This is a genomic window from Roseibium sp. (assembly GCF_025698965.1).
Classification (GTDB): domain Bacteria; phylum Pseudomonadota; class Alphaproteobacteria; order Rhizobiales; family Stappiaceae; genus Roseibium.
The window spans coordinates 1-21,878 of the sequence record NZ_JAILWL010000015.1 but is presented as its reverse complement, the minus strand read 5'-3'; the positions used below and the strand labels follow the sequence as shown (position 1 = coordinate 21,878).

General features: G+C 55.3%; 18 protein-coding genes. 7 read left to right on the top strand and 11 right to left on the bottom strand.

Going from position 1 to position 21,878, the window contains the following annotated elements:
• Positions 1 to 183: 183 nt before the first annotated feature.
• The 3 genes from K5905_RS02505 to K5905_RS02495 all read right to left on the bottom strand — a co-directional run bounded on the left by K5905_RS02505 (position 184) and on the right by K5905_RS02495 (position 3,136).
• Positions 184 to 1,080: a LysR family transcriptional regulator gene (locus K5905_RS02505; protein ID WP_297579974.1), complete on the bottom strand. Its 897-nt coding sequence runs from the start codon at positions 1,078 to 1,080 to the stop codon at positions 184 to 186.
• 32 nt (positions 1,081 to 1,112) lie between these two features.
• Positions 1,113 to 2,081 (bottom strand): thioredoxin-disulfide reductase, encoded by a 969-nt coding sequence (trxB, locus tag K5905_RS02500; protein ID WP_297579972.1) that lies wholly within the window; start codon positions 2,079 to 2,081, stop codon positions 1,113 to 1,115.
• Between the two features lie 68 nt (positions 2,082 to 2,149).
• Entirely contained in the window at positions 2,150 to 3,136 is a 987-nt protein-coding gene (locus tag K5905_RS02495) for a mitochondrial fission ELM1 family protein (protein ID WP_297579970.1), read from the bottom strand.
• A gap of 199 nt (positions 3,137 to 3,335) precedes the next feature.
• Between K5905_RS02495 and K5905_RS02490 the strand changes: the two genes are divergently transcribed.
• Positions 3,336 to 3,806, top strand: coding sequence for an Lrp/AsnC family transcriptional regulator (locus K5905_RS02490; RefSeq protein ID WP_297579968.1), 471 nt, complete (start codon positions 3,336 to 3,338; stop codon positions 3,804 to 3,806).
• A gap of 7 nt (positions 3,807 to 3,813) precedes the next feature.
• On the opposite strand, the gene K5905_RS02485 is transcribed toward K5905_RS02490, so the two are convergent.
• From K5905_RS02485 to K5905_RS02470, 4 genes are all read right to left on the bottom strand, one after another.
• Positions 3,814 to 4,314 (bottom strand): hypothetical protein, encoded by a 501-nt coding sequence (locus K5905_RS02485; protein ID WP_297579967.1) that lies wholly within the window; start codon positions 4,312 to 4,314, stop codon positions 3,814 to 3,816.
• A gap of 91 nt (positions 4,315 to 4,405) precedes the next feature.
• Complete coding sequence (gene greA / locus K5905_RS02480) at positions 4,406 to 4,879, bottom strand: transcription elongation factor GreA (protein ID WP_297579965.1); 474 nt, start codon at positions 4,877 to 4,879, stop codon at positions 4,406 to 4,408.
• Between the two features lie 114 nt (positions 4,880 to 4,993).
• Positions 4,994 to 8,356, bottom strand: a complete 3,363-nt coding sequence (gene carB, locus K5905_RS02475; RefSeq protein WP_297579963.1) for a carbamoyl-phosphate synthase large subunit — start codon at positions 8,354 to 8,356, stop codon at positions 4,994 to 4,996.
• Positions 8,357 to 8,529: 173 nt separating this feature from the next.
• Positions 8,530 to 8,808, bottom strand: a complete 279-nt coding sequence (locus K5905_RS02470; protein ID WP_297579962.1) for a helix-turn-helix transcriptional regulator — start codon at positions 8,806 to 8,808, stop codon at positions 8,530 to 8,532.
• An 872-nt stretch (positions 8,809 to 9,680) separates the two neighbouring features.
• Between K5905_RS02470 and K5905_RS02465 the strand changes: the two genes are divergently transcribed.
• Positions 9,681 to 10,118, top strand: a complete 438-nt coding sequence (locus K5905_RS02465; protein WP_297579959.1) for a MerR family transcriptional regulator — start codon at positions 9,681 to 9,683, stop codon at positions 10,116 to 10,118.
• A 129-nt stretch (positions 10,119 to 10,247) separates the two neighbouring features.
• On the opposite strand, the gene carA is transcribed toward K5905_RS02465, so the two are convergent.
• A complete protein-coding gene (carA, locus tag K5905_RS02460) occupies positions 10,248 to 11,429 on the bottom strand; it encodes a glutamine-hydrolyzing carbamoyl-phosphate synthase small subunit (RefSeq protein WP_297579955.1) in 1,182 nt (393 codons plus the stop codon).
• A gap of 244 nt (positions 11,430 to 11,673) precedes the next feature.
• Between carA and K5905_RS02455 the strand changes: the two genes are divergently transcribed.
• The 4 genes from K5905_RS02455 (at position 11,674) to K5905_RS02440 (ending at position 18,229) form a co-directional block, all read left to right on the top strand.
• On the top strand, positions 11,674 to 12,174 hold the full coding sequence (locus K5905_RS02455; protein WP_297579995.1) for a GatB/YqeY domain-containing protein: 501 nt from the start codon (positions 11,674 to 11,676) through the stop codon (positions 12,172 to 12,174).
• Positions 12,175 to 12,374: 200 nt separating this feature from the next.
• Positions 12,375 to 14,306, top strand: a complete 1,932-nt coding sequence (gene dnaG, locus K5905_RS02450) for a DNA primase (protein WP_297579953.1) — start codon at positions 12,375 to 12,377, stop codon at positions 14,304 to 14,306.
• Between the two features lie 510 nt (positions 14,307 to 14,816).
• Positions 14,817 to 16,808 carry an RNA polymerase sigma factor RpoD gene (gene rpoD, locus K5905_RS02445; protein ID WP_297579950.1) on the top strand — a complete coding sequence of 664 codons (1,992 nt, stop codon included), beginning with the start codon at positions 14,817 to 14,819 and terminating at the stop codon, positions 16,806 to 16,808.
• Positions 16,809 to 16,954: 146 nt separating this feature from the next.
• The gene (locus tag K5905_RS02440) at positions 16,955 to 18,229 is read left to right on the top strand and encodes a DUF930 domain-containing protein (protein ID WP_297579947.1); all 1,275 of its coding nucleotides are present in this window, start codon (positions 16,955 to 16,957) and stop codon (positions 18,227 to 18,229) included.
• Between the two features lie 227 nt (positions 18,230 to 18,456).
• Here K5905_RS02440 and K5905_RS02435 read toward each other — a convergent pair whose 3' ends face one another.
• Positions 18,457 to 19,059 carry a hypothetical protein gene (locus K5905_RS02435; protein ID WP_297579944.1) on the bottom strand — a complete coding sequence of 201 codons (603 nt, stop codon included), beginning with the start codon at positions 19,057 to 19,059 and terminating at the stop codon, positions 18,457 to 18,459.
• Between the two features lie 56 nt (positions 19,060 to 19,115).
• Complete coding sequence (locus tag K5905_RS02430; protein ID WP_297579942.1) at positions 19,116 to 19,904, bottom strand: PAAR domain-containing protein; 789 nt, start codon at positions 19,902 to 19,904, stop codon at positions 19,116 to 19,118.
• 242 nt (positions 19,905 to 20,146) lie between these two features.
• On the opposite strand from K5905_RS02430, the gene K5905_RS02425 reads away from it, so the two are divergent.
• Entirely contained in the window at positions 20,147 to 20,560 is a 414-nt protein-coding gene (locus K5905_RS02425; protein WP_297579939.1) for a DoxX family protein, read from the top strand.
• Here K5905_RS02425 and K5905_RS02420 read toward each other — a convergent pair.
• On the bottom strand, positions 20,557 to 21,878 hold a 1,322-nt coding region (locus K5905_RS02420; protein ID WP_297579936.1), incomplete at its 5' end, for an MFS transporter. The genes K5905_RS02425 and K5905_RS02420 overlap by 4 nt on opposite strands.

The window sequence follows — 21,878 nt, the reverse complement described above, 5'->3', positions numbered from 1 at the left end:
TGAGTTGCCTGCAGGGAAAATAATTTGATTGTTGTGCAATTCTTGATCGTGATTTGCCTGGAAATTGGCACTTCGCAAGTGCCGATTTGACTGATTGCGGAACCAAGGCGAGGTGATCGGAAATTCTCCTGTATCTCAATTCTTGCCGCCTGATCAGACGTCTTGAAACACGAATATTACAGATCAATAGACCCAGTTCTCTGCGTTGGTCAGCAGGAACTCACGGAATGCTTTCACACGCGCGGTGTTTTTCAATTCTGACGGATAGACGAAATAGGTGTCGAAGGAGGGGACCTTGTCTTCCTGTTCAGTCAGAACCGGCACAAGATTTGTGGCCTTGTCGATGATGTAGTCCGGCAGCATCGCGATGCCGACACCGGACTGAACAGCACGCTTGATCGCGACCAGATTGTTGACCTTCAGGACCGAACGGCGTGGATCGGCGGATGCTCGCCCGGTTGTTTCAAGCCAGTTCATGTCACGCAGATAGGCGGGAGCCTGTTCACCAAAGGCGACAATCCGGTGATTGTCGATGTCTTCAATTGAAGTTGGTGCGCCGAAGCGCTGTATGTATTCCGGCGCGGCGTAGACATGAAAATGCACAGTGAACAGCTTGCGCTGGATCAGGTCCGGCTGTGTGGGCTGACGCAGACGGATGGCAACGTCCGCTTCCCGCATGCCAAGGTCAAGTTCGTCATCATCGAAAATCAGATGCAGGTCAACTTCCGGATAAAGATCGATGAAATTCTTGATACGGGAAGTGAGCCAGGTCGAGCCAAGTCCGACGGTGGTCGTCACGCGCAATATGCCGGAGGGCTTATCCTTGCTGTCCGTCAGACTTGACTGCACGGCTTCCAGCTTCATCAAGACATCGCTGGCGGTCCGGTAAAGCAATTCACCTTGTTCGGTCAGCAGCAGGCCACGCGCGTGGCGGTGAAAGAGGGGGACGCCCAGATCATGTTCCAGCGCGCTGACCTGACGGCTGACAGCCGACTGACTCATATGGAGTGTATCGCCTGCGTGCGTGAAACTGCCTGCCTGGGCGGCAGCATGAAATATGCGTAGTTTATCCCAATCCATGCGTGCCCCCTCCGCAGGACATGCAAGCGGTTCTATTCAGCCGCTTGCTGTGTGGATTCTGCTTCATGTTCGGCCAGAAACTTCTCAGCTTCAAGGGCAGCCATGCAGCCCATGCCCGCGGCGGTCACTGCCTGACGATAAATGTCATCTGTCACGTCACCGGCGGCAAATACGCCTGGAATGGATGTTTTGGTCGAATCCGGCGCGGTTTCCAGATAGCCGTTGGACTTCAGCGTGAGCTGGTCTTTAAACAGTTCCACTGAAGGGGCATGGCCAATCGCGACAAAGACGCCGTCTGTGGAAATCTCTTGAAACTCATCTGTCTTGGTGTTTTTCAAGCGAACACCAGTTACGGCTTTGGGCTCGCCGCCACCCAGAATTTCGTCGACCTGATGGTCCCAGACCACATCGATTTTCGGATTTCGGAACAGCCGGTCCTGCAAGATCTTTTCAGCTCGCAAGCTGTCACGGCGATGAACCAGGGTTACCTTTGAGGCCAGGTTTGCCAGGTAAAGCGCTTCTTCAACAGCGGTGTTGCCGCCCCCAACCACGACGACCTCCTTGTTGCGGTAGAAGAAACCGTCACAGGTGGCACAGGCGGAGACACCTGCACCCATATAGTCCTGTTCGGACTGAAGACCGAGCCAGCGGGCCTGCGCACCAGTCGCAATCACGAGCGTGTCGGCGGTAAACACCGCGCCACTGTCTGCCTCAAGGCGGAAGGGACGCTGCGACAGGTCTGCCTTGACGATGGTGTCATAGACCAACTTCGTGCCGACGTTTTCTGCCTGCTTCTGCATCTGCTCCATCAGCCACGGACCCATGACAGGATCCGCAAAACCAGGGTAGTTCTCAACGTCGGTCGTGATTGTCAGCTGGCCACCCGGTTGAATTCCGGCCACCAGCGTCGGTTCGATCATGGCACGCGCTGCATAAATTGCTGCTGTGTAACCGGCCGGGCCGGATCCGACGATCAAGAGCTTGCTGTGTTCCGTGCTCATTGGGCGCACCTTTTTCCTGTCTGCCTGGTCCAGCCCCGATGATGCGAGTTTTAGCTGGACGAGGTTCCTTAGTCTTTTTCCCGAAACGCCGCATAATCAGACAAAATGCGTTCTGCGATCACAGGCGTTGCGTCTATCGGCTCGTAGGTAGTGGTTTTCAACGGACCTGGAAAGGGGTGAATGGCTCCCAGGCGTTCCAAAGTCCCCAAAAAGCGTGTGATCTTGCCGTGACCGCCACTTGGATGGAACACATGCACAGGTTTTCCCGTCACGGTTGCCTCTCCGATCATGTTGGTCGAATCGGCTGTTGCGACGATCGCATCTGCTTTTGCGAGATAGTGGCCCAATGGATTTGGAGTGTCTCCGGTCCAATAGAGATGGTCGCCGGACTTCGCGATTGCGGCCAGACCATAGGCAAGGCCGGGAGGCGTCCTGCGCGAAGCGGTGATCATCAGGTGTGCATTTGCGTCCTGCACCAGCTGACGCAGTCCATTCAGGAGCCTGTGCTGGTCCTCTTCGGTAAAGGTATGATGACGACTGTCACCGCCAATCAGTACCGCGATGCGCGGGTGCCCCAGCTTGTCGATAGCGGGGACAGTATCTGCGCGGAGTTCCGCAATGCGCCCCAAAGAGTACCTATGGGGGGATGTCGGCGTTACCAACACGTTTCGGCCACGCAACTTGTCGTGTTCGGGCACCCAAATGAGGTCGGCGGCTTTGGTGCCGGTTCTCGGATCTTTCAGGAAAACGGTGAATGTCCTTCCCCCGGACAGTTTCTTGACCCGCCTTAAATAGGCAACTGCCCGCCTGCCGGAGGCGACTGCAATGTCGGGGTAGGGCGGGGCGATCGGGCTTCCGGGTCTATTTTCCCCCTCGCGAGGGTCTGTCGGTCCGTAGGGCAACCACCAGGAGAATGGCGCGCGTGGAGCTATCTGCCGGGACTCGAAGGGGCAACCCAAAGCTTCGGCAATGCCAAGACACTGTGCCAGATCACCGGCTTTTCCATCTGTCAGGACCCAGGCCGACGAAGGAGAGGTCTCCAGCTTTCTCTGCATTTCAGGAGAGCTTCCCCTATCGTAATCTTTCGAAATAGTGCGCAATTTTGTTATAGTCTTGCACAAACGCGCAAAAAATCATAACTCGGCATCCATACTCAGGTTATCTTGGGATTCTCGTTCCCTGCAAGGTGTCACCACCGGTTCTGTGGCAACTACCCACAAATGAACCCACTAGCAAAGCTCGAAGGAGACAGGTTTGAAAGCGCGGCTTGATGCCATTGACTGGCAGATCCTAAAGGAATTGCAAGACGACGGCCGGATGACCAATGTGGAGCTGGCCCGCAGGGTCGGCATTTCCGCCCCTCCCTGCCTGAGGCGCGTACGGGCACTTGAGGAAGCTGGTCTCATACAGGGTTACCGGACGTTGCTTGATGAAAAGCAGCTTGGATACGACGTTACCGCATTCGCCATGGTTGGGCTTCACAGCCAGACGGAAGCCGACCTCATTGCATTCGAGCAAACGGTCGAGAAATGGCCACTTGTACGGGAAAGCTACATGCTGTCCGGTGAAATCGACTTCCTGTTGATGTGTGTGTCGCCGGACCTTCAGACGTTCCAGAATTTCGTCATCCGAGAACTGACAGCAGCCCCCAATGTCGATAGCGTGCGGACCGCGCTGACAATCCGCAGGACAAAAGACGAGCCGGTGGTTCCGATCGAAGGTTAGGGTTCGCCTATGCCGAACCCGCAGATTGATGCTGTGTGGCTGCCTGCCGCTCTTTCATGCCGTCAAGTTTCCGGCGCAATCGGCTGACGGTTGAAATATCCCTCAATGCGGTTGCGACAAGGGTGAAGGCGACACTGAGCAGTGCGCATGTTGTGAGAATCGCCACCGGCAGCAATTGATCGTAGTGAAGCGTGTCCAGGACCTGGTCGACCGGCTCGTAACCTGAATAAAGGCGCCCGCGAATAGTTTCGCGATAGGCACCTATCTGGAGCGAGCCGTACTTGAAGTAGCGCAAGCCGAGAATGAGCAGGAACACAGCTGCGGCAAGAGCAACCAGGTATCCAAACATGCGAAACGCAAACGCAAATGCGTTTTCGTGCCGACGCTTGATAATACGATTGAATACCAGGCGTTCCCGATCATCCAATTTGGAAAAGACAATCCACCGGTAGATCCAAAGCGGAATTGCCGCTGCCAGAAGCCACATTCCAATTGCATGAAAGACCATTGCTTGCCCTCCGACACTTGCCGGTAGCTACCTTAGCGTCAGACCGGCAGGCGTCAAATGGAAAAGCGTGTCTTTTGAGCAGCTTGGAGGATCAGATGAACTTGACTTCAACAATCTCGTAGGAGCGGGCTCCGCCTGGAGCAGCAACCTCGACACTGTCGCCAACGGATTTTCCGATGAGCGCGCGTGCGATAGGGGAGGAGATCGAAACTTTGTTCTGCTTCACGTCGGACTCAACGTCGCCGACGATCATGTAGCGTTTTTCTTCTTCCGTATCCTCATCGATGAGGTCGACGGTTGCACCGAATTTCACGACATCGCCGTCCAGCTTGCTGACGTCGATGATTTCCGCGCGGGACAATTTGTCCTCAAGTTCCGATATGCGGCCTTCGTTCAGGCTCTGGGCTTCCTTGGCGGCGTGATATTCGGCGTTTTCCGACAGGTCGCCATGCGCACGTGCTTCTGCAATCGCATCTACGATACGCGGACGCTCAACCGTGGTACGCTCCTTCAGTTCATCCTGAAGCATTTTGTAACCGGCAGAGGTCATCGGAACTTTTTCCATGGGTCTCAGACCTTCAGCTTATTGGGTCCCCCTTCTTTGAGGACCGCGCTTTTACAAAAACAAACCAAGCCGGGAAAGGCGCGCTTTCCCGGCCGGTCAACGTGTATATTAGCCTTAGCCGAAGTAGGATTGTAAAGGTCTTACTTCAAGGCTCCCCGCTTTATGGGCGGCAATGCCTTTGGCTGCAGCCACCGAGCCGGCAAGGGTCGTATAATACGGTACCTTGTTCAGCAGGGCTGCCCGGCGCATCGACCGGCTGTCGGAAATGGCCTGCGCACCTTCGGTTGTGTTGAAGACGAGCTGAACCTCACCGTTCTTGACAGCATCGACGATATGCGGACGGCCTTCAAGGACCTTGTTGATTTTCTTTACCGCGATGCCGTTTTCTTCAAGATACTTTTGCGTTCCGGCCGTAGCAATAATGTTGAAACCGGCAGCTTCCAGCTTACGGACCGCGTCAACCACGCCGGCCTTGTCCTGGTCGCGCATGGAAACAAACACCGTGCCCTTTTCCGGCACACCTGTTCCGGCCCCTATCTGGGATTTTGCGAATGCTGTGCCGAAACGTGTATCCAGACCCATGACTTCGCCAGTCGATCGCATTTCCGGCCCCAGGATAGTATCGACCCCCGGGAAGCGCGCAAACGGGAACACAGCTTCCTTGACTGCGATGTGAGGCAGATTTTTCTCAGTGAGACCGAAAGACGCAAGGCTTTCACCCGCCATGACCCGGCTGGCGATTTTTGCGACCGGCACGCCAATGGTCTTGGCAACAAAGGGGACGGTTCGCGATGCACGCGGGTTCACCTCAAGGACATAAATCTCGCCATCCTTGATCGCATATTGCACATTCATCAGGCCGCCGACTTCCAGTGCGAGGGCAAGTGCCGTGGTCTGACGCTTCAATTCCTCGATCTGGTCTTCCTGGAGCGAAAACGGAGGCAATGAACAGGCACTGTCTCCGGAATGGATGCCGGCTTCCTCAATGTGCTCCATGATACCGCAGACAAAGACGTCCTTGCCGTCACAGAGCGCGTCGACATCCACTTCGATCGCACCTTCAAGGTATCGGTCGAAGAGCAGGGGATTGGTGCCGAGAACAGTGTTGATCTGTCCCGTCTTGTCGTTGGGATATTTTGCACGGACCTCGGCCGGAACGAGTTCCGGCAGTGTGCCAAGCAAATAGGAATTCAGCGCTTCCTCGTCCCGAATGATTTGCATTGCACGACCGCCAAGCACGTAGGACGGACGCACGACGAGCGGCAATCCGAGCTGACCGGCAATCAGGCGCCCCTGTTCGACCGAGTAGGCAATTCCGTTTTCCGGTTGCTTCAAGTCGAGCTTGATCAGCAGTTTCTGAAAGCGATCCCGGTCCTCGGCAAGATCGATCATGTCCGGCGAGGTGCCCAGGATCGGCACATCGGCCTTGACCAGCGCCTGCGCAAGTTTCAGCGGCGTCTGGCCGCCAAACTGAACGATTACGCCGTGCAGGGTTCCGTTTTCTTTTTCCTTGCGGATGATTTCCAGGACGTCTTCAGCCGTCAGGGGTTCGAAATAGAGCCTGTCGGATGTGTCATAGTCCGTCGACACCGTCTCCGGGTTGCAGTTGACCATGATGGTCTCGTAACCCGCATCGTCCAGCGCGAAGGCTGCGTGACAGCAGCAATAGTCGAATTCGATCCCCTGGCCGATCCTGTTGGGGCCGCCGCCGAGAATGACGACTTTCTTCTTGTCTGAAGGATCTGCCTCACAGGCCGGCGTCCCCATGAAAGGCGTTTCATAGGTTGAATACATGTAGGCGGTCGGAGAGGCGAATTCGGCCGCGCATGTGTCGATACGTTTGAAGACCGGGTGCACGTTCAATGCATCGCGCAATGCGACGACGTCACTGGCCTCAACACCGGCAAGGCTCGCCAGGCGCGTATCGGAAAAGCCCATGGACTTCAGTTTCCGCAGATTGGACGCATCCTTCGGCAGTCCAATGTTCCGGACCTTGGCTTCCATGGCGAGAATGTCGGCAATCTGTTCCAGGAACCAGGGGTTGATACCGCTGGCGCTGTGGATTTCCTCCAGTGTCATGCCGAGACGCATGGCTTGAGCAACATTGAGAAGGCGGGTCGGTGTCGCCGTTGCGACGGCTGCACGAAGCGCATTCTTGTCATCACCCTGATCGAGGCCCGGAATGTCGGTTTCATCAAGACCGTTCAATCCGGTTTCCAGACCTCGCAGTGCCTTCTGCAGGCTCTCGTTGAAGGTCCGGCCGATAGCCATGACTTCACCGACGGACTTCATGGCGGTGGTCAGATTGGATTCCGATCCAGGGAATTTCTCGAAGGCGAAACGCGGGATCTTGGTCACCACGTAATCGATTGTCGGTTCGAAGGAGGCGGGGGTTGCGCCGCCGGTGATGTCGTTCTCCAGCTCGTCCAGGGTGTAGCCGACCGCCAGTTTGGCGGCGATCTTGGCGATCGGGAAACCCGTTGCCTTGGAGGCCAGCGCAGAAGACCTCGAGACACGCGGGTTCATTTCAATTACGACAAGACGACCATTTTCAGGATTGACCGCAAACTGAACGTTGGAACCGCCGGTTTCAACACCGATTTCCCGCAGAACCGCAATCGATGCATCGCGCATGATCTGGTATTCTTTGTCGGTCAGTGTGAGCGCAGGCGCGACAGTGATGGAATCGCCCGTGTGAACACCCATCGGGTCCACATTTTCGATCGAACAGATAATGATGCAGTTGTCCGCCTTGTCGCGAACGACTTCCATTTCATATTCCTTCCAGCCAAGAAGGCTCTCGTCGATCAGAACTTGTCCAACCGGAGATGCGTCGATGCCGGAACGAACGATTGTTTCAAATTCTTCGCGGTTGTAGGCGACCCCGCCACCTGTGCCGCCAAGTGTAAAGGCGGGACGGATAATCGCGGGCAGGCCGATTTCATCCAGTGCGCGCATGGCTTCCAGATAGCCGGCGTTGCGATCGTAACCTTTAATTCTGCCCTCGTCATCACGAATGGCCGGTGAGGAAGCAATGGAAGCCCGGGGATTTTCCAGTCCGATCGTGTCCATTGCCGCCCGGAACTTCTCCCGGTCCTCTGCCTTTTCAATCACATCGCCACGTGCGCCGATCATCTCGACGCCGTATTTTTCCAGAACGCCCATCTGTTCCAGATCAAGCGCACAGTTCAGCGCCGTCTGGCCACCCATGGTCGGCAGCAGTGCGTCAGGGCGTTCCTTCTCGATGATCTTGGCCACGAGTTCCGGTGTGATCGGCTCGATATAAGTCGCGTCCGCCAGATCAGGGTCGGTCATGATGGTTGCCGGATTCGAGTTTACCAGGATGATGCGGTAACCCTCTTCGCGCAGAGCTTTGCAGGCCTGGGTGCCGGAATAATCGAATTCACAGGCCTGTCCGATAACGATCGGACCGGCACCAATGATCAGGATGGAAGAGATATCTGTGCGTTTTGGCATCTCGGCTCGCAGCTCGAAGCGGCCAATCCGGATAAGCGAAGCGCGCTATTCGGTCTGGCTCGATCTTAAAGTGAATGACAATGTTGGCTGAGCGCGTCTTATATGGAAAAGCGCGGCACTAGGAAACCCCGGTAGAGCGACAAGTCGACGTTTTCTGACCGGGAATGCAGAGTTTATTCCGCTTCAGCGGTTTCAAGAGACAGGGGGGTGGTGCTTTGGCCGTCAAAATCGCCGATTCCTTCCGACAGCGCATAGCATGCCAAACGAATGGATTTGGGGATTTCTACCGGTCGGCCGTCGCGATTGCCTTTTTCATAATACTGGATCATTCGCTTTTTCAATCCCAGCCGATCCGCCGCATCTTTCTGCTTCAAACCGAGTTGCCGTCGCCAGTGACGGAATTGTTGCGGGGTCATCCCTTTAGAGTGGGTATCAGACTTTGATTCGGCCATATTTCATTTATTCCGGAGTATCTTGGATCCGTTCTGCCATCGCCGGCTGTGCGCACGCCAACTTTCTGACAAAAATAACCTGAAATGCCACTTGTCAATCAAGAAGTGCACAATGTGCTACTTTTTAAGCGGCTATGCAGTACTGAGAAGCAAGAATCACCTGATGGACCAGGCCTGGTGTTCAAGATCCGGACGGTTCGGGCTGCGTTGCTTACCTTGGTTGTGATTTTTTTCGGTACCGTGACCCAGAAAGCACAGTTGAGTGAAAATACACTTATAAATTGTATTATTAATTCGAAACTATCTACATTTCCCGGACGTTGGGGAAGGGGCGGATAAATGTACTTATATACATATTACCTATGTGGGTCTGGTATACTGTAATAAATATCAGTGTTAAGTTTTGAAAATCCAAGATTTTTCCGACAGTTGGGTGCCGCTGAGTTAAAATTAGTTACTCGGGACACTCGAACTAAAGGAAAAAATATCTATTGCGGTGCCATTATCGATAATTAATATTTATACCGCACTTTGCGGGCGCTTGCCTGTCTTATTATTCCTAGTTGTATGCGCTGTGAGCCAAAAAGACAGTTTTAATGTTCCCTGGACTGATGTTTTTGCGGATTGTCACAAACAATTACAATTTTTGCGTGGATTTCAACTGTCAATCCAGTGTAATAGTCTAGCGGCTTAGCTTAAGACTAAGTTAGCGTCGGGGGTTTCCAGGGTCGAATGCAATTGCATCGAACCTAAGGGAAGTGCAGACGCGATGCTGGTGGGACCTGAGGACCTGTTGTGGGGACAAGAAATCAGGGGTGTCGCAATGCCTGGCCGGACTCGGAACAAAAAAAGACAAGATCGGGCTTATAACTATGAACAACCTTGCTACCAAAATGGTCGTGATTCCGGACATCGCCGGTCCGGGACAAGACGTGGTTTTGGATGATCGAGCTCTCGCAATTTCGGAAATGTCTGAAAGGTTCAACGTAACCCTCAGGACTTTGCGGTTTTACGAAGAGAAAGGTCTTCTCAATCCCGTTCGCAAAGGGGCTCGCCGTTTTTACGGTGCGCGGGACGTATCTCGCATGCGGGTTATCCTGCAGGCGAAAAAGATCGGTTTGACCCTGGCGGAAATCCGCCGCGTCATCAAATTGGTCGAAGGAAATACCAATCGTACTGATCAATTCAAAGAACTTCAGGAAATCTGCAAAGGGCAGCAGGAAATCCTCGTTGAGCAAAAACAGATGCTCGACGAGCAAATTACTGAGGTTGATCAGATCCTCACGATGTTTGACGAGCTGCTGGCTTAAGTCAAACTGATACGAGTAGTAAAAAAATCCGGCGCATTCTGTGCGCCGGGTTTTTCGTGCGCAATCGCGCAAGTTTCCGGATCATGGGCCCACGCCCCTGTCGGTGAGCGAGGGACCCGGGCAGCTGCATCAGGCTGATACGCGGCTTTCCATCAGATCGGTAAAACGCTTGAACAGGTAATGGCTGTCGCGCGGTCCCGGCGAAGCTTCCGGATGGTACTGGACCGAAAAGACCGGTTTGTCCTTCATTGCCAGGCCGCAGTTGGATCCGTCGAACAGGGAAACGTGGGTTTGCTCGACATTCTCCGGCAGGCTGTCGGCGTCGACCGCGAAACCGTGATTCATCGACGTGATTTCAACCTTGCCGGTCGTGTGGTCGAAAACCGGGTGGTTTGCGCCATGGTGCCCCTGGTGCATTTTCACGGTCTTACCGCCCAGCGCCAGAGCCAGCATCTGATGTCCCAGGCAGATACCGAATGTCGGGACGCCTTTTTCGACAACTGTCCGGATCATGTCCACCGAGTAAGACCCTGTGGCTGCCGGATCTCCGGGGCCGTTCGACAGAAACACGCCATCGGGATGATGCGCCAGAACATCGTCCGCAGTTGCAGTTGCCGGTAGCACTGTTACGTCACAGCCGGCGTCGGTAAGGAGGCGAAGAATATTGCGTTTGACGCCGAAATCGATGGCGACGACCTTGAATTTGCCACCGGTCGCGTCTGCAAAACCCTTGTCCCATTGCCAAGTGGTCTGGGTCCAGGGGTGTGACTGAGTGGTCGAGGCGTCCTTGGCCAGATCCATTCCAACCAGGCCCGGCCAGTTGGCTGCGGCCGTTTTCAGGCTGTCCAGATCGAACTCGCCATCGGGCGAATGGGCGATGACCCCGTTGGGAACACCCTTCTCACGGATAAGTGCCGTCAGTGCGCGTGTATCCACGCCGCTGATGCCGATCATGTTGCGGCTCTTGAGCCAAGCGTCGAGGTGCTTCGCGGCCCTGTAGTTGGCCGGATCCGTGATGCTGGCCGCCAGAACCACACCGCGAATGCCGCTGTCGGCGGCCATGTTGACGGTCTCAATGTCTTCGTCGTTGGCGCCGACATTGCCGATATGCGGAAACGTGAACGTGATGATCTGACCGGAATAGGACGGGTCGGTCAGAATTTCCTGATATCCGGTCATGGCCGTATTAAAGCAAATTTCACCAACGGCTTGTCCCGTTGCACCGAGGCCTTGTCCCTCGATAATGCTGCCGTCGGATAGCACAAGCAGGGCGGTCGCCGGGGTCTCAGACCATGCGTCTGCAGTCGTCATGTCTTGTATCCAGAGTTTGTTGGTGACATCATGCGCTGCAGGAGAGGCGTCTTAGGCAGGCTGAACGCCTGCAGTTGGCCGCCTGCATTAAGCGCGAGACTCTATGGGAAGCGGCTGGGATCGTCAACATTGATCCTCTGAAAAAAGATCTTTAAAAATCAATAGCTTGACTGAGCAGCGCGAAAGGGTGTCTATGCGCCCTCGGCTCAGCACGGCAGGGGTGGGGTAAACCATGCGCGACGAGATGCGCGAAAGAATCAGCACTGCTTTGAAATTGGCGCAAGACGAAGGCGACAAGCGCAGATGCGCGACCCTGCGCCTGGTGCAAACGGCAGTGAAAGATCGTGAGACCGCAGCGCGCGAGCACGGAAAAGACGGTGTTGATGAAAATGAAGTGATTGAAATCCTTCAGAAAATGATTAGTCAGCGGGAAACTTCCGCAAATGAATTTGAAGCTGGAGGTCAGCTCGATCTGGCAGAGCAGGAACGTAATGAGCAGGAAATCATCCGTGAATTTCTTCCCGTTCAACTCAGCGACGAGGAAACAAAAGCACTTTGCGAAGCGACCGTGAAAGAAATCGATGCGCAAGGTCTGCGGGACATTGGCCGTTGTATGAGTGAGTTGAAAAGTCGCTACAAGGGACAGATGGATTTTGTGCAGGCATCCTGTTTCGTAAAGGACATGCTGCGAGCGGACGGCAATGACCATACCCCGAACGGTGCCGATGATATCGCCCAAAATTGAGGGTTTTCTGCCCCTAGACTATGGTGCCGCAGGCAATCCCGTATCCAAATAACTATCAACAGGTCATCCAAGGTGCCTTTCGCTTCAGTGTTAACACTGGCGTGTGGTGTCCAGACCTTCTATTTTGACAGACTGTCCTGCCGGGTGTGGACCGTACCGACAGGAATACGCTCAACTTCACTAGGGACTGCCCGTATTCAATGCGTTTTGAACCGCGCCTTCTTGATGAAATTCGCGCCCGGCTGACACTGTCGGAGATTGTCGGGCGTCGCGTCACCTGGGACAGGCGCAAGACGCAACCCGGAAAGGGGGATTATTGGGCGTGCTGCCCTTTCCATCAGGAAAAAAGTCCGAGCTTCCATGTCGACGACAGGCGAAATCGTTACAAGTGTTTCGGTTGCGGGGCTTCGGGCGACCATTTTACCTTCCTGTGTGAAACGGAAGGCTTGAGTTTTCCGGAATCCGTTGAACGTTTGGCCGAACAGGCAGGTGTTGCGATGCCTGCACCGGATCCGCAGGCCGCCAGGCGCGAGAAGAAGCGCGCGGGGCTGGCAGATATCTGCGAGATGGCGGCACGGTTCTTTCAGGCCGAGTTTGCAGGACCGCGCGGTGAGGGCGCACGCAGCTACACGTCCAAACGAGGGTTGTCTGCCGCAACACTCACAGAATTCCGCTTTGGATTTGCCCCGGAAAGCCGAAATGCATTGAAAAGTTTCCTGGCAGCGCGGGACGTTCCGGAAGCTGCCATGATCGAGGCTGGCCTTGTCATCAAGCCGGATGACGGACGGCCTTCTTATGACCGCTTTCGCGGCCGGTTGATGATCCCGATCCAGGATGACAGGGGACGGGTTGTCGCGTTCGGCGGGCGAACGCTTTCACCGGAGGGACAGCCAAAATACCTGAATTCGCCGGAAACCCCTCTCTTTCACAAAGGCATCATGCTGTTCAATGCTCACCGGGCACGCGAACCCGCCTTCAAGGCTGGGGAAGCTGTTGTCGTCGAAGGGTATCTTGATGCGATCGCCCTTTGGCAGGCCGGCATCCATCATGTGGTTGCCTCGCTTGGCACCGCATTTACGGAAGACCAGGTTCTTCGGCTTTGGAAAATTGCGCCTGAACCGGTCATCTGCTTCGACGGCGACGCAGCAGGCGTTTCGGCTGCGCACCGGGCGATTGACCGGATCTTTCCGGTCTTGAAAAGCGGTTACTCGTTTCAATTCAGCTTTCTGCCGGACGGAATGGACCCGGACGACCTGATTAACGAGCGCGGACTGCAAGGGTTTCACGATGAGATTGGCCGCGCACAGGCACTGTTTGAAGTTGTCTGGGACCGGGAGATTTCCGTCTCGCGTCTAGATACGCCGGAACGCAAGGCGGCGCTTGAAAAGCGCTTCGATGATCTGATTGGAACGATCCGTGACGAACGGGTTCGCCGACGTTATCAGCTGGATCTTAAATTCAAGCTGTCGAACCTTTTCTTTGAACAGGCACGGCAGACCAGGCGGGATGGCAAAAAGGGTGCGGAGACGACCTCACCGCTCGGCATCGCGCGCGAAAGAGTGGCGGCAAGCGCCGACTTCGGCACCGAGCGCCTGGTTCTAGGACTTTGCATGCGCTACCCGCATCTTTTCGACCGGAACTTCGAACGATTTTCCAGGCTGCCGTTTGCCAACGAATTGCATGGGCAACTTCGGGACATTCTCTGCCGTATTGTGGATGACCTGGAAGCAACGCCGATTGCGGACCTGACAAGCGCCTTCGACGAACCTCTGCGCAACATCATGTATGAGATGATGCTGGAGACGATTGGTCTGCAGGAGCAAAAAAAGGCAGAATTTTCTGCTCTTAATCACCGGTTCCCGCTGCTGAAATCCAATCCGCCGGAGGATTTCGTCGAAGCGGCCTTCCTGCATTTCCTTGATGTTCTGGAGTTGAGCGCGCTTGAAGAAGAGCTTTCTTCGGAACTTGCCACGCCCGATGAGCAGCTTGATGAGCTCGTCTGGAACAGGATACAGGCGCTGACAAAGGACCTGTCGCGACGGCGAGAGGAATGTGCGCGCGATGAAGCAGATCTTGCCGAAAGGGCCAAAAAGATAAGATCCGCACCGCCGGTCGCCGCTGCAGCCCATTAGGATCTGGATGCCTGTTGGCAGCATCGCTGACATCAGTCGTTTGAAAAAAATGGTTTTACAACAGGGCGGAAGTTGCCGGATTTTCTGCAATTACCCCTAAACGGCAGGCGAAAATCGATAAAAAATGCATTTTCCAATTGACCGATGACGAATCACACTTGCGAATCGCGCAGGTCGAGCTAAATAGAAGTTTTGCAGCCCTCAAGAGTCGCAGCTTAAAAGCCTGCTAGCGGCAAATAGTCTGATAAACGCTGCAACCCGTTAGAATACCTCTCCGGCAGTCGTCAATTCGATTGCCAATAATAAAGGCCGTGTACTGCGTCGATGCTGAATATTGTCACTGTCGATAAGTGTACGGTTAATTGGGACTTAAGGGACACGGCTTACAAACCTATCCACAGTGATTCTTTCAGACGCCGCCGCATCTCATGCTGGCGCGCTGAGGGCGAATTGGGTTGAAGCTAAACAAGGGCGCGGCGTGGCCGGACCGGCCACGAACTGGAGCACGATATGGTAGCCAAAGCGACACAAGCAGACGACGCACAGGAAACAAGCGCGGACGGCCCCGATGGTCCGCTGCTGGACCTGTCGGATGCCGCTGTCAAAAAGATGATCAAGGCCGCGAAAAAACGCGGCTACGTCACCTATGACGAATTGAACGAAGTTCTGCCCTCCGAGCAGGTGTCTTCGGAAAAAATCGAAGACACGATGTCGATGCTCTCCGATATGGGCATCAATGTGATCGATTCCGAAGAAGCTGATGACGGCCCGGAAGAGGTCGACGCAGGCGAGCTGGTCACAACCGGCCCAACTGCAGTTGCCAAAACCGGCACGACCAAGGAACCGGCGGATCGCACGGACGATCCTGTTCGCATGTATCTTCGCGAGATGGGGTCGGTTGAACTGCTTTCCCGCGAAGGCGAAATCGCAATTGCCAAGCGTATCGAGGCTGGCCGCGAGGCGATGATCGCAGGGCTTTGTGAAAGTCCGCTGACGTTCCAGGCCATCATCATCTGGCGGGACGAGCTCAACGAAGCTCAGGTCCTGCTGCGCGACATTATCGACCTGGAAGCCACTTATGCCGGCCCGGATGCCAAGGCCGGTCCGGCTGTTGCCAATGACGATGTTGCGCCTGGTGAGGACAAGGAAGAGGAAAAGGCTTCCGATGGTGTCTCCGAGGACGGCGAGAACACCGATGGTGAGAACGAAGAGGACGATGACGAGTTCGAAGCCAACGTTTCACTGTCCGCCATGGAAGCGGAACTGAAACCAGGCGTTCTGGAAACTTTCGACAACATCGCCGACAACTACAAGAAGCTGCGCCGCCTGCAGGATCAGCTGGTGGAAAACAAGCTGGCCAACAGGACGCTGTCTCCGAGCCAGGAACGGCGCTACAAGAAGCTCAAGGAAGACATTGTCGTCGATGTGAAGAGCCTGTCGCTCAACCAGAACCGTATCGATGCTCTGGTGGCCCAGCTCTATGACATCAACAAGCGCCTGATGGGCTATGAAGGCCGTCTTCTGCGCCTTGCCGACAGCTACAATGTCGATCGTTCCGACTTCCTGAAGCAGTATCAGGGCGCGGAACTCGATCCCAACTGGCTGCGCAAGGTGGCGAACCTTTCCACCCGTGGCTGGAAAAACTTCATCGCCAAGGAAAAAGAGACCGTTCGCGAGCTGCGTCAGGAAATTCAGACACTGGCAACCGAGACCGGCCTCGAAATCACGGAATTCCGCCGCATCGTCGCGATGGTACAGAAGGGCGAACGTGAAGCGCGTATCGCCAAGAAGGAAATGGTCGAGGCAAACCTGCGTCTCGTGATTTCCATTGCCAAGAAATATACCAACCGCGGCTTGCAGTTCCTGGATCTCATCCAGGAAGGCAATATCGGCCTGATGAAGGCGGTGGACAAATTCGAATACCGGCGCGGTTACAAGTTTTCCACCTACGCGACATGGTGGATCCGGCAGGCGATCACCCGATCGATTGCCGACCAGGCTCGTACCATCCGTATTCCGGTGCACATGATAGAAACGATCAACAAGATCGTTCGGACCTCGCGCCAGATGCTGCACGAAATCGGACGCGAACCGACGCCGGAAGAGCTGGCTGAAAAGCTGCAGATGCCGCTGGAGAAGGTCCGCAAGGTTCTGAAGATTGCCAAGGAACCGATCTCTCTTGAAACGCCGATTGGCGACGAGGAAGATTCACATCTGGGTGACTTCATCGAGGACAAGAATGCGGTTCTGCCGATTGACGCGGCGATCCAGTCGAACCTTCGTGAAACCACCACACGTGTGCTGGCGTCGCTGACACCTCGTGAAGAACGCGTCCTGAGAATGCGTTTCGGCATCGGCATGAACACCGACCACACATTGGAAGAAGTTGGTCAGCAGTTCTCGGTGACCCGCGAGCGTATCCGCCAGATCGAGGCGAAAGCACTCAGAAAGCTGAAGCACCCGAGCCGGTCGCGCAAGCTGCGGTCCTTCCTGGACAGCTAACGGGCAGTTTGACCGCGAGAATTGGAAGATATGAAAAACCCGGCAGCGTGCCGGGTTTTTTGTTGCTAGACTAATAAGCTGAATTTGATCGCAAATTTCTTTCCAGAGGCATTCTTTTGGCCATAATTGCGGATATGGAAAGGCCGATGGAAGAGGCGCAAGCGGACGATCGGCGGTTTTTTGTCTGGGGGCTGGCAATTTCGTTGGCCCTGCACGCGCTTGCCGGATTGCTGCTGATTGATCGGATCTCCGGGTACGAGACGACGCCGTTGCAGACGCCGATCGAAGTGGAACTTGTGCCCCCGCCTCCACAAGAGGAACCAGCGCAGGACGAACCTCAGGAAGAAACCGAACAGGCTCAGGCTGAAGAGCCAGAGGAATCTGAAGAGGTTGAGGAAGCGCCTGTAACGCCGCCTTCATCGCAAGAACTGGCCCAAGCCGAAGATGAGCCGCAAGACGTTCCGATCCTGCAGCCTGTCGAACAATTCGGTGAAGAGGATATCGATGGGCAGAACGTTGAAGAGACAGACCCTGTCGAAGAAGCTGAAACTGAAGTGCCTGCTGATCCGGAGGAGCCAGAGGAGGCGGATAACGCCGTGCCTGAAGTGCCTGTAGACGAGCCGCAGGAGACAGATATCGCGCCGGAGGAACCAGTCGAGGAACCACAAGAGACGGAAACCGACGCCGAGAATATCGAAGACACAGAAACTGCGGAGAGTACTCTCCCAGAGCCAGAGCCAGAGCCAGAGCCAGAGCCAGAGCCAGAGCCAGAGTTGAGCGATGAAACTGAACTGGTTGACGATCTTGGTGTTGTGCCGGGACCGGGCGGAGATCCGATCCCGCGGTTGAAACCGGAAACCCTGATTGCTGAGACAGGTGCGGAAAGTGAACCGGAAGCCGATGCGGAGGAACAGTCTGCAGAGGAAACCGGCGAAGAACTCCAAGACTTCGGCACAGTTGGACGGATCGAAACCGCCACAACTCCGGCACGCAAGCCTGAGCCGCCGGTGGTAACGGCAAGAGCGCCGAACCAGGGGCAGCAGGCCGCACCCCGAAGAACGGATCTGCTGCCGGCACGGGAGTTTTATTCTCGCGATATCCTGGACGATTCCCGGACGCAAACAGCAATGAGGGGCATGTCGCCCGGAGAGCGACTGAACCTTCTATGTATGACCGAACTGCGAGCGCAGTTGACAGTTGCCAGTCCGGCACCTCCCGAACTCCTACCCTCTTTCCGACCGCAGCCGGGCAGGGTTCTCGAGCCTGGGAGAGCAGCCTTCCGCAGTCTTGGCCGCTGGTTCGATCTTGCTTTCCGGTGCGAAGTCGACAGCCGTGTAACAAGAGTGGAAAAATTCGCTTTCAAGATCGGCGCGCCGATCCCGCAGTCAGAGTGGCTGGAACGCGGGCTGACGGGGTTTTAGAACGCATCCAATGAATGCTTGGGCACTTGCGATGATCTGGCAACGCGCGCGACTGAGTGCGATGGTGTGCATCGCTGAAAGGACGCGGCGCATTTGAGTCTTGAGGGCGTCGGAAAGCTCGCCCGTATATCAATACGGGCTTCGCTTCCCTCCTGCTCACGACTCAAATGCAACACACGCCGCGCCCGAAACCAATTCCTCCACACGACCTAGTCCGCTGGCTGTTATCAGAACTCATCTGCAAAATTGAACGAGCCTGGATGCATGGCTTCGGTCATGTTCATCGTGTTTACCTGAAACGGGGAGCTGCTGCCGGTGTATTCGACGTCCAGAATGGCACCGCGCCAATCCATGAGGCGGGCAGTCAATGCCCATTTGTTTGCAGAATGTCGCAGAGCAGGTGGTGTCTGACAGGCAGAGCGGAGTGTGTCGAGGGATTGGCCGCCGGGAGCCAGATAGGTTTTCAGGATACTTTCCGGCCAGCTTGCAAAACCCGGCTCACACAACAAGACACGCGGATCATACAATAGTGCTGTCAGCCGCTGAGACAGGATGCCGGCCGTTTCAGAGGCCCCCAGGTCGGGTTCAACCAGGTCACGGTTTAGAATCGAGACATTCGCCGGCTTGTTGAGCGAGAACCAAGTGTCTCCGGTCGGGCTGGCAAATACGCGGGATTCCGCTGTGCTGGGATCGACAATCCAAACCAGTTTGTGCGGTTTGTAGATTTCAACCTGATCGGTCCAGTCACGAATAAACAGATCGGTGGCAAAGTGAATGTTGTGGTTCTTGAGTATCAGAATAAGACCTGGCGGAAGTTCTTGAGGAGACATTGCGGACAATCCAAATAGAAGCGCGAAGACAGATATTAATCGGGTAGAGCGCATGGTCAGTCGGGGTCAATGACAATGGCATTCGGGTTATACCGGTTGTTGAAATCGCTCTCGCTCATTCGACGTGGCTGCCCATTGTAGGTGGGGGCTGGGTCCATCACAACAAACGTCCTGTTTCCATTTGCATCCGTTTCGACATTGGAAACGGCAACCCTGTGTCCGGGGTTTGTAAATCCAACCATAACCGGATCGCCACCTGCAGTGAGGTTTTCTATGTCATCCAGTGTCTGGTTGTTGCGAACCGTCACCGGAACGCCGTGATTTTCCAATAGCTGTTCAGCGAAAGCCGGGTTGATCGGCTGGGTCTCGAAATTGTGGTCCGGACGGTTCATGATCTGGCGCATCTCGTCTCGGAGAACTTCCTCGGGTATGTCGACACCGGTGTAGTAACGGATCATGTTGCGTGAGGTCGCAATCACGCAGGAATTCGACTGCTCCTGTGCGCTGAAGTTGTCGAGATTGCTTTGCTGGTGAGTTGCGCCTTTCCCCTGCATGCCAATCAACACTGTAGGAAATCCGGTTACGATTGTTCCGCCCTTGCCCGTCAGGTCGGTCATGCGGGCTGCGGGCATGCCTTCCGCCAGCACATTCCAGGCTCCGGTGACGATGGGATCTCCACCAATCGGTGGGGGAGGGCCGACACAGACGCACAGGTCCGTGACCCGCGCTTGCGGCATTTTTCCAGTCCACACCGTCCAGGCGCATTTCCAGGCAATTGGCGCAGGCACACCCATGCACATGGGGCACGTGTGCATATCGGTGAGGCGGGCTGCGGGAAATCGCATGAAATTGTCCGTTGCTCGTTAGGTCAATCCCGAAATTCTCTGACGGCCTCCGGTTTTCGTCAATGCCGCTACGTCACACTTTACCTGTTCTTGTAAGCGCGGGAGGCTGGTGCCTGTCTGCCTCCTCGATGAGGGAGATGAAATTGTTTGGTTGTGCACCATTGACTCAGCACGCATTGCGTTTTTCAATTAATGGTAGTGTATACGTTGTAATTCATTGAGAGGAATGCCGAGAGGGGGCTATGGGCTTTTACAACACGGTTACGCCGTATTTACTCAGCTTGCTGCGATTCATATCAGGGCTTGTGTTTCTGCAGGCCGGTACCAGCAAGTTTCTGAACTTTCCACATAGCGAATATTCCGGAACTCCGGCGATGAGCCTGGACGGTGTTGCTGGAATGATCGAGCTTGTTTGTGGTGTCCTGATCTCCGTTGGTCTTCTGACAAGACCCGCAGCGTTCCTGGCCTCCGGAACCATGGCTGTAGCCTATTTTCTGGTTCTTGCACCGAAAGGGTTTTTCCCGATGCTGAATGGTGGAGACAGCGCCATCCTGTTCTGCTTTGTGTTCCTCTTCCTGGCGGGAGCCGGTGGTGGACCTTTGAGCCTGGACAGGTTTCTTTTCGGGAAACGGTCCTGGGTGGAAAAGGTCGCTTAGGCTGGTTCCGTCAGCGCTTCGGTGGGACGTATGTCGTCTTCCATGCGTGCAAGACGTCGCCGCAGGACAAGCATGGCGCACGCGGGCAGGAGTGCCAGAACGGCGTTCACACAAAAGACCGAGGCACCAGAGCGCGCGACCGATTCACTGGTCATCAGGGCGGTGTCCTCCGGTGAAACCAGTCCGGTCAAAACTGCGACAAGCCCCGTCAGTCCTCCTCCGATGGCGATGCCGGCGGAGGAAAGCGTTGGCAATATGCTTGATACGAGATCCCGCTCCTGTTCCTTGGCGGTGTACATCAATGATCGAAGCAGGATCTGGTTGCTGAGACCGTGACCCGCTCCGGCGACGATGGCCGCGAAGGCATAGGTTGGCAAAGATGCGGTCGCAATTGCCACGGAGGTCAATACCATCCCTGCAACGATCAGAAAGGGACCGACAGCGAGATATGTCAGTTCTCGTTGTCTGGAGGGTGCACGGGAAGAGATCCAGGCAAAGAATGACCAGGAAAAGGCCAGACTGGCGGCGACGTAACTTGCCTGGGTCACGCTGAGATCCCAATAGACCTGTCCAAAGGTCGTGATGAAAACTGCGCGGACGGCGGCCGCGACAGATATCAGGAATACGATCCAGGTTCCCAGCCCGATAACTGTTTGAACCCTGAACGCATTTTTGGGAAAGAGGCGCTGCATGCTGCTTCGGTCGATCTTTATCAAAACCGCCGCTGCTCCAAGACCGGTCAGGATAGTCGCCGCGAGCGGCAGTGGTTGATGAATCTCGCCGATCATCGTCAACAGCAAAATGCTGACGATCAAAAGTGCAAAGCGCAAAACCAGGCGATGTCTGGTTTCAACTCCTCGAAGCACTGGGTTTGAATTTGCCGGGCGGGATTGCGAAGGAAGGGCGGTGTTCATCAGCAGGAACAACAGAACGACCAGCGGAATGTTGACAAGAAACGCCGCACGCCAGGACCAGAGTTCTGTCAGCAATCCCGCAGAGACAGGTCCGACCCCTGCAGACAATGCCCAAACTCCGGCCAGCAGCGCGAAAACACGTGGGGCGATGTTGCTGGGAAAAAGATCGGGGATCAGCGAATAACAAAGAGCGACGATCATACCTTCGCCAAATCCCTGTATCGCGCGACCGGCAATCAGGCCTTCAAGTGATGTGCTGAGACCTGCGAGAATTGATCCTGTAGCGAGAAAAGACGTTGCGATCAGAAAAGGAAGCCGGGCTCCCAATCGGACCTTGGCCGCACCCGTCAGGCAACCGGCCAGAATCGCCATCATTTCGAAAGAACTGAAGACCCAGAAAGCAC

Excerpts from the sequence above, each read along its gene's own strand:
- K5905_RS02505 (WP_297579974.1), bottom strand. The coding sequence starts at position 1,080 with ATGGATTGGGATAAACTACGCATATTTCATGCTGCCGCCCAGGCAGGC.
- trxB (WP_297579972.1), bottom strand. The coding sequence starts at position 2,081 with ATGAGCACGGAACACAGCAAGCTCTTGATCGTCGGATCCGGCCCGGCC.
- K5905_RS02495 (WP_297579970.1), bottom strand. The coding sequence starts at position 3,136 with ATGCAGAGAAAGCTGGAGACCTCTCCTTCGTCGGCCTGGGTCCTGACA.
- K5905_RS02485 (WP_297579967.1), bottom strand. The coding sequence starts at position 4,314 with ATGGTCTTTCATGCAATTGGAATGTGGCTTCTGGCAGCGGCAATTCCG.
- greA (WP_297579965.1), bottom strand. The coding sequence starts at position 4,879 with ATGGAAAAAGTTCCGATGACCTCTGCCGGTTACAAAATGCTTCAGGAT.
- carB (WP_297579963.1), bottom strand. The coding sequence starts at position 8,356 with ATGCCAAAACGCACAGATATCTCTTCCATCCTGATCATTGGTGCCGGT.
- K5905_RS02470 (WP_297579962.1), bottom strand. The coding sequence starts at position 8,808 with ATGGCCGAATCAAAGTCTGATACCCACTCTAAAGGGATGACCCCGCAA.
- K5905_RS02465 (WP_297579959.1), top strand. The coding sequence starts at position 9,681 with ATGAACAACCTTGCTACCAAAATGGTCGTGATTCCGGACATCGCCGGT.
- carA (WP_297579955.1), bottom strand. The coding sequence starts at position 11,429 with ATGACGACTGCAGACGCATGGTCTGAGACCCCGGCGACCGCCCTGCTT.
- K5905_RS02455 (WP_297579995.1), top strand. The coding sequence starts at position 11,674 with ATGCGCGAAAGAATCAGCACTGCTTTGAAATTGGCGCAAGACGAAGGC.
- dnaG (WP_297579953.1), top strand. The coding sequence starts at position 12,375 with ATGCGTTTTGAACCGCGCCTTCTTGATGAAATTCGCGCCCGGCTGACA.
- rpoD (WP_297579950.1), top strand. The coding sequence starts at position 14,817 with ATGGTAGCCAAAGCGACACAAGCAGACGACGCACAGGAAACAAGCGCG.
- K5905_RS02440 (WP_297579947.1), top strand. The coding sequence starts at position 16,955 with ATGGAAGAGGCGCAAGCGGACGATCGGCGGTTTTTTGTCTGGGGGCTG.
- K5905_RS02435 (WP_297579944.1), bottom strand. The coding sequence starts at position 19,059 with ATGTCTCCTCAAGAACTTCCGCCAGGTCTTATTCTGATACTCAAGAAC.
- K5905_RS02430 (WP_297579942.1), bottom strand. The coding sequence starts at position 19,904 with ATGCGATTTCCCGCAGCCCGCCTCACCGATATGCACACGTGCCCCATG.
- K5905_RS02425 (WP_297579939.1), top strand. The coding sequence starts at position 20,147 with ATGGGCTTTTACAACACGGTTACGCCGTATTTACTCAGCTTGCTGCGA.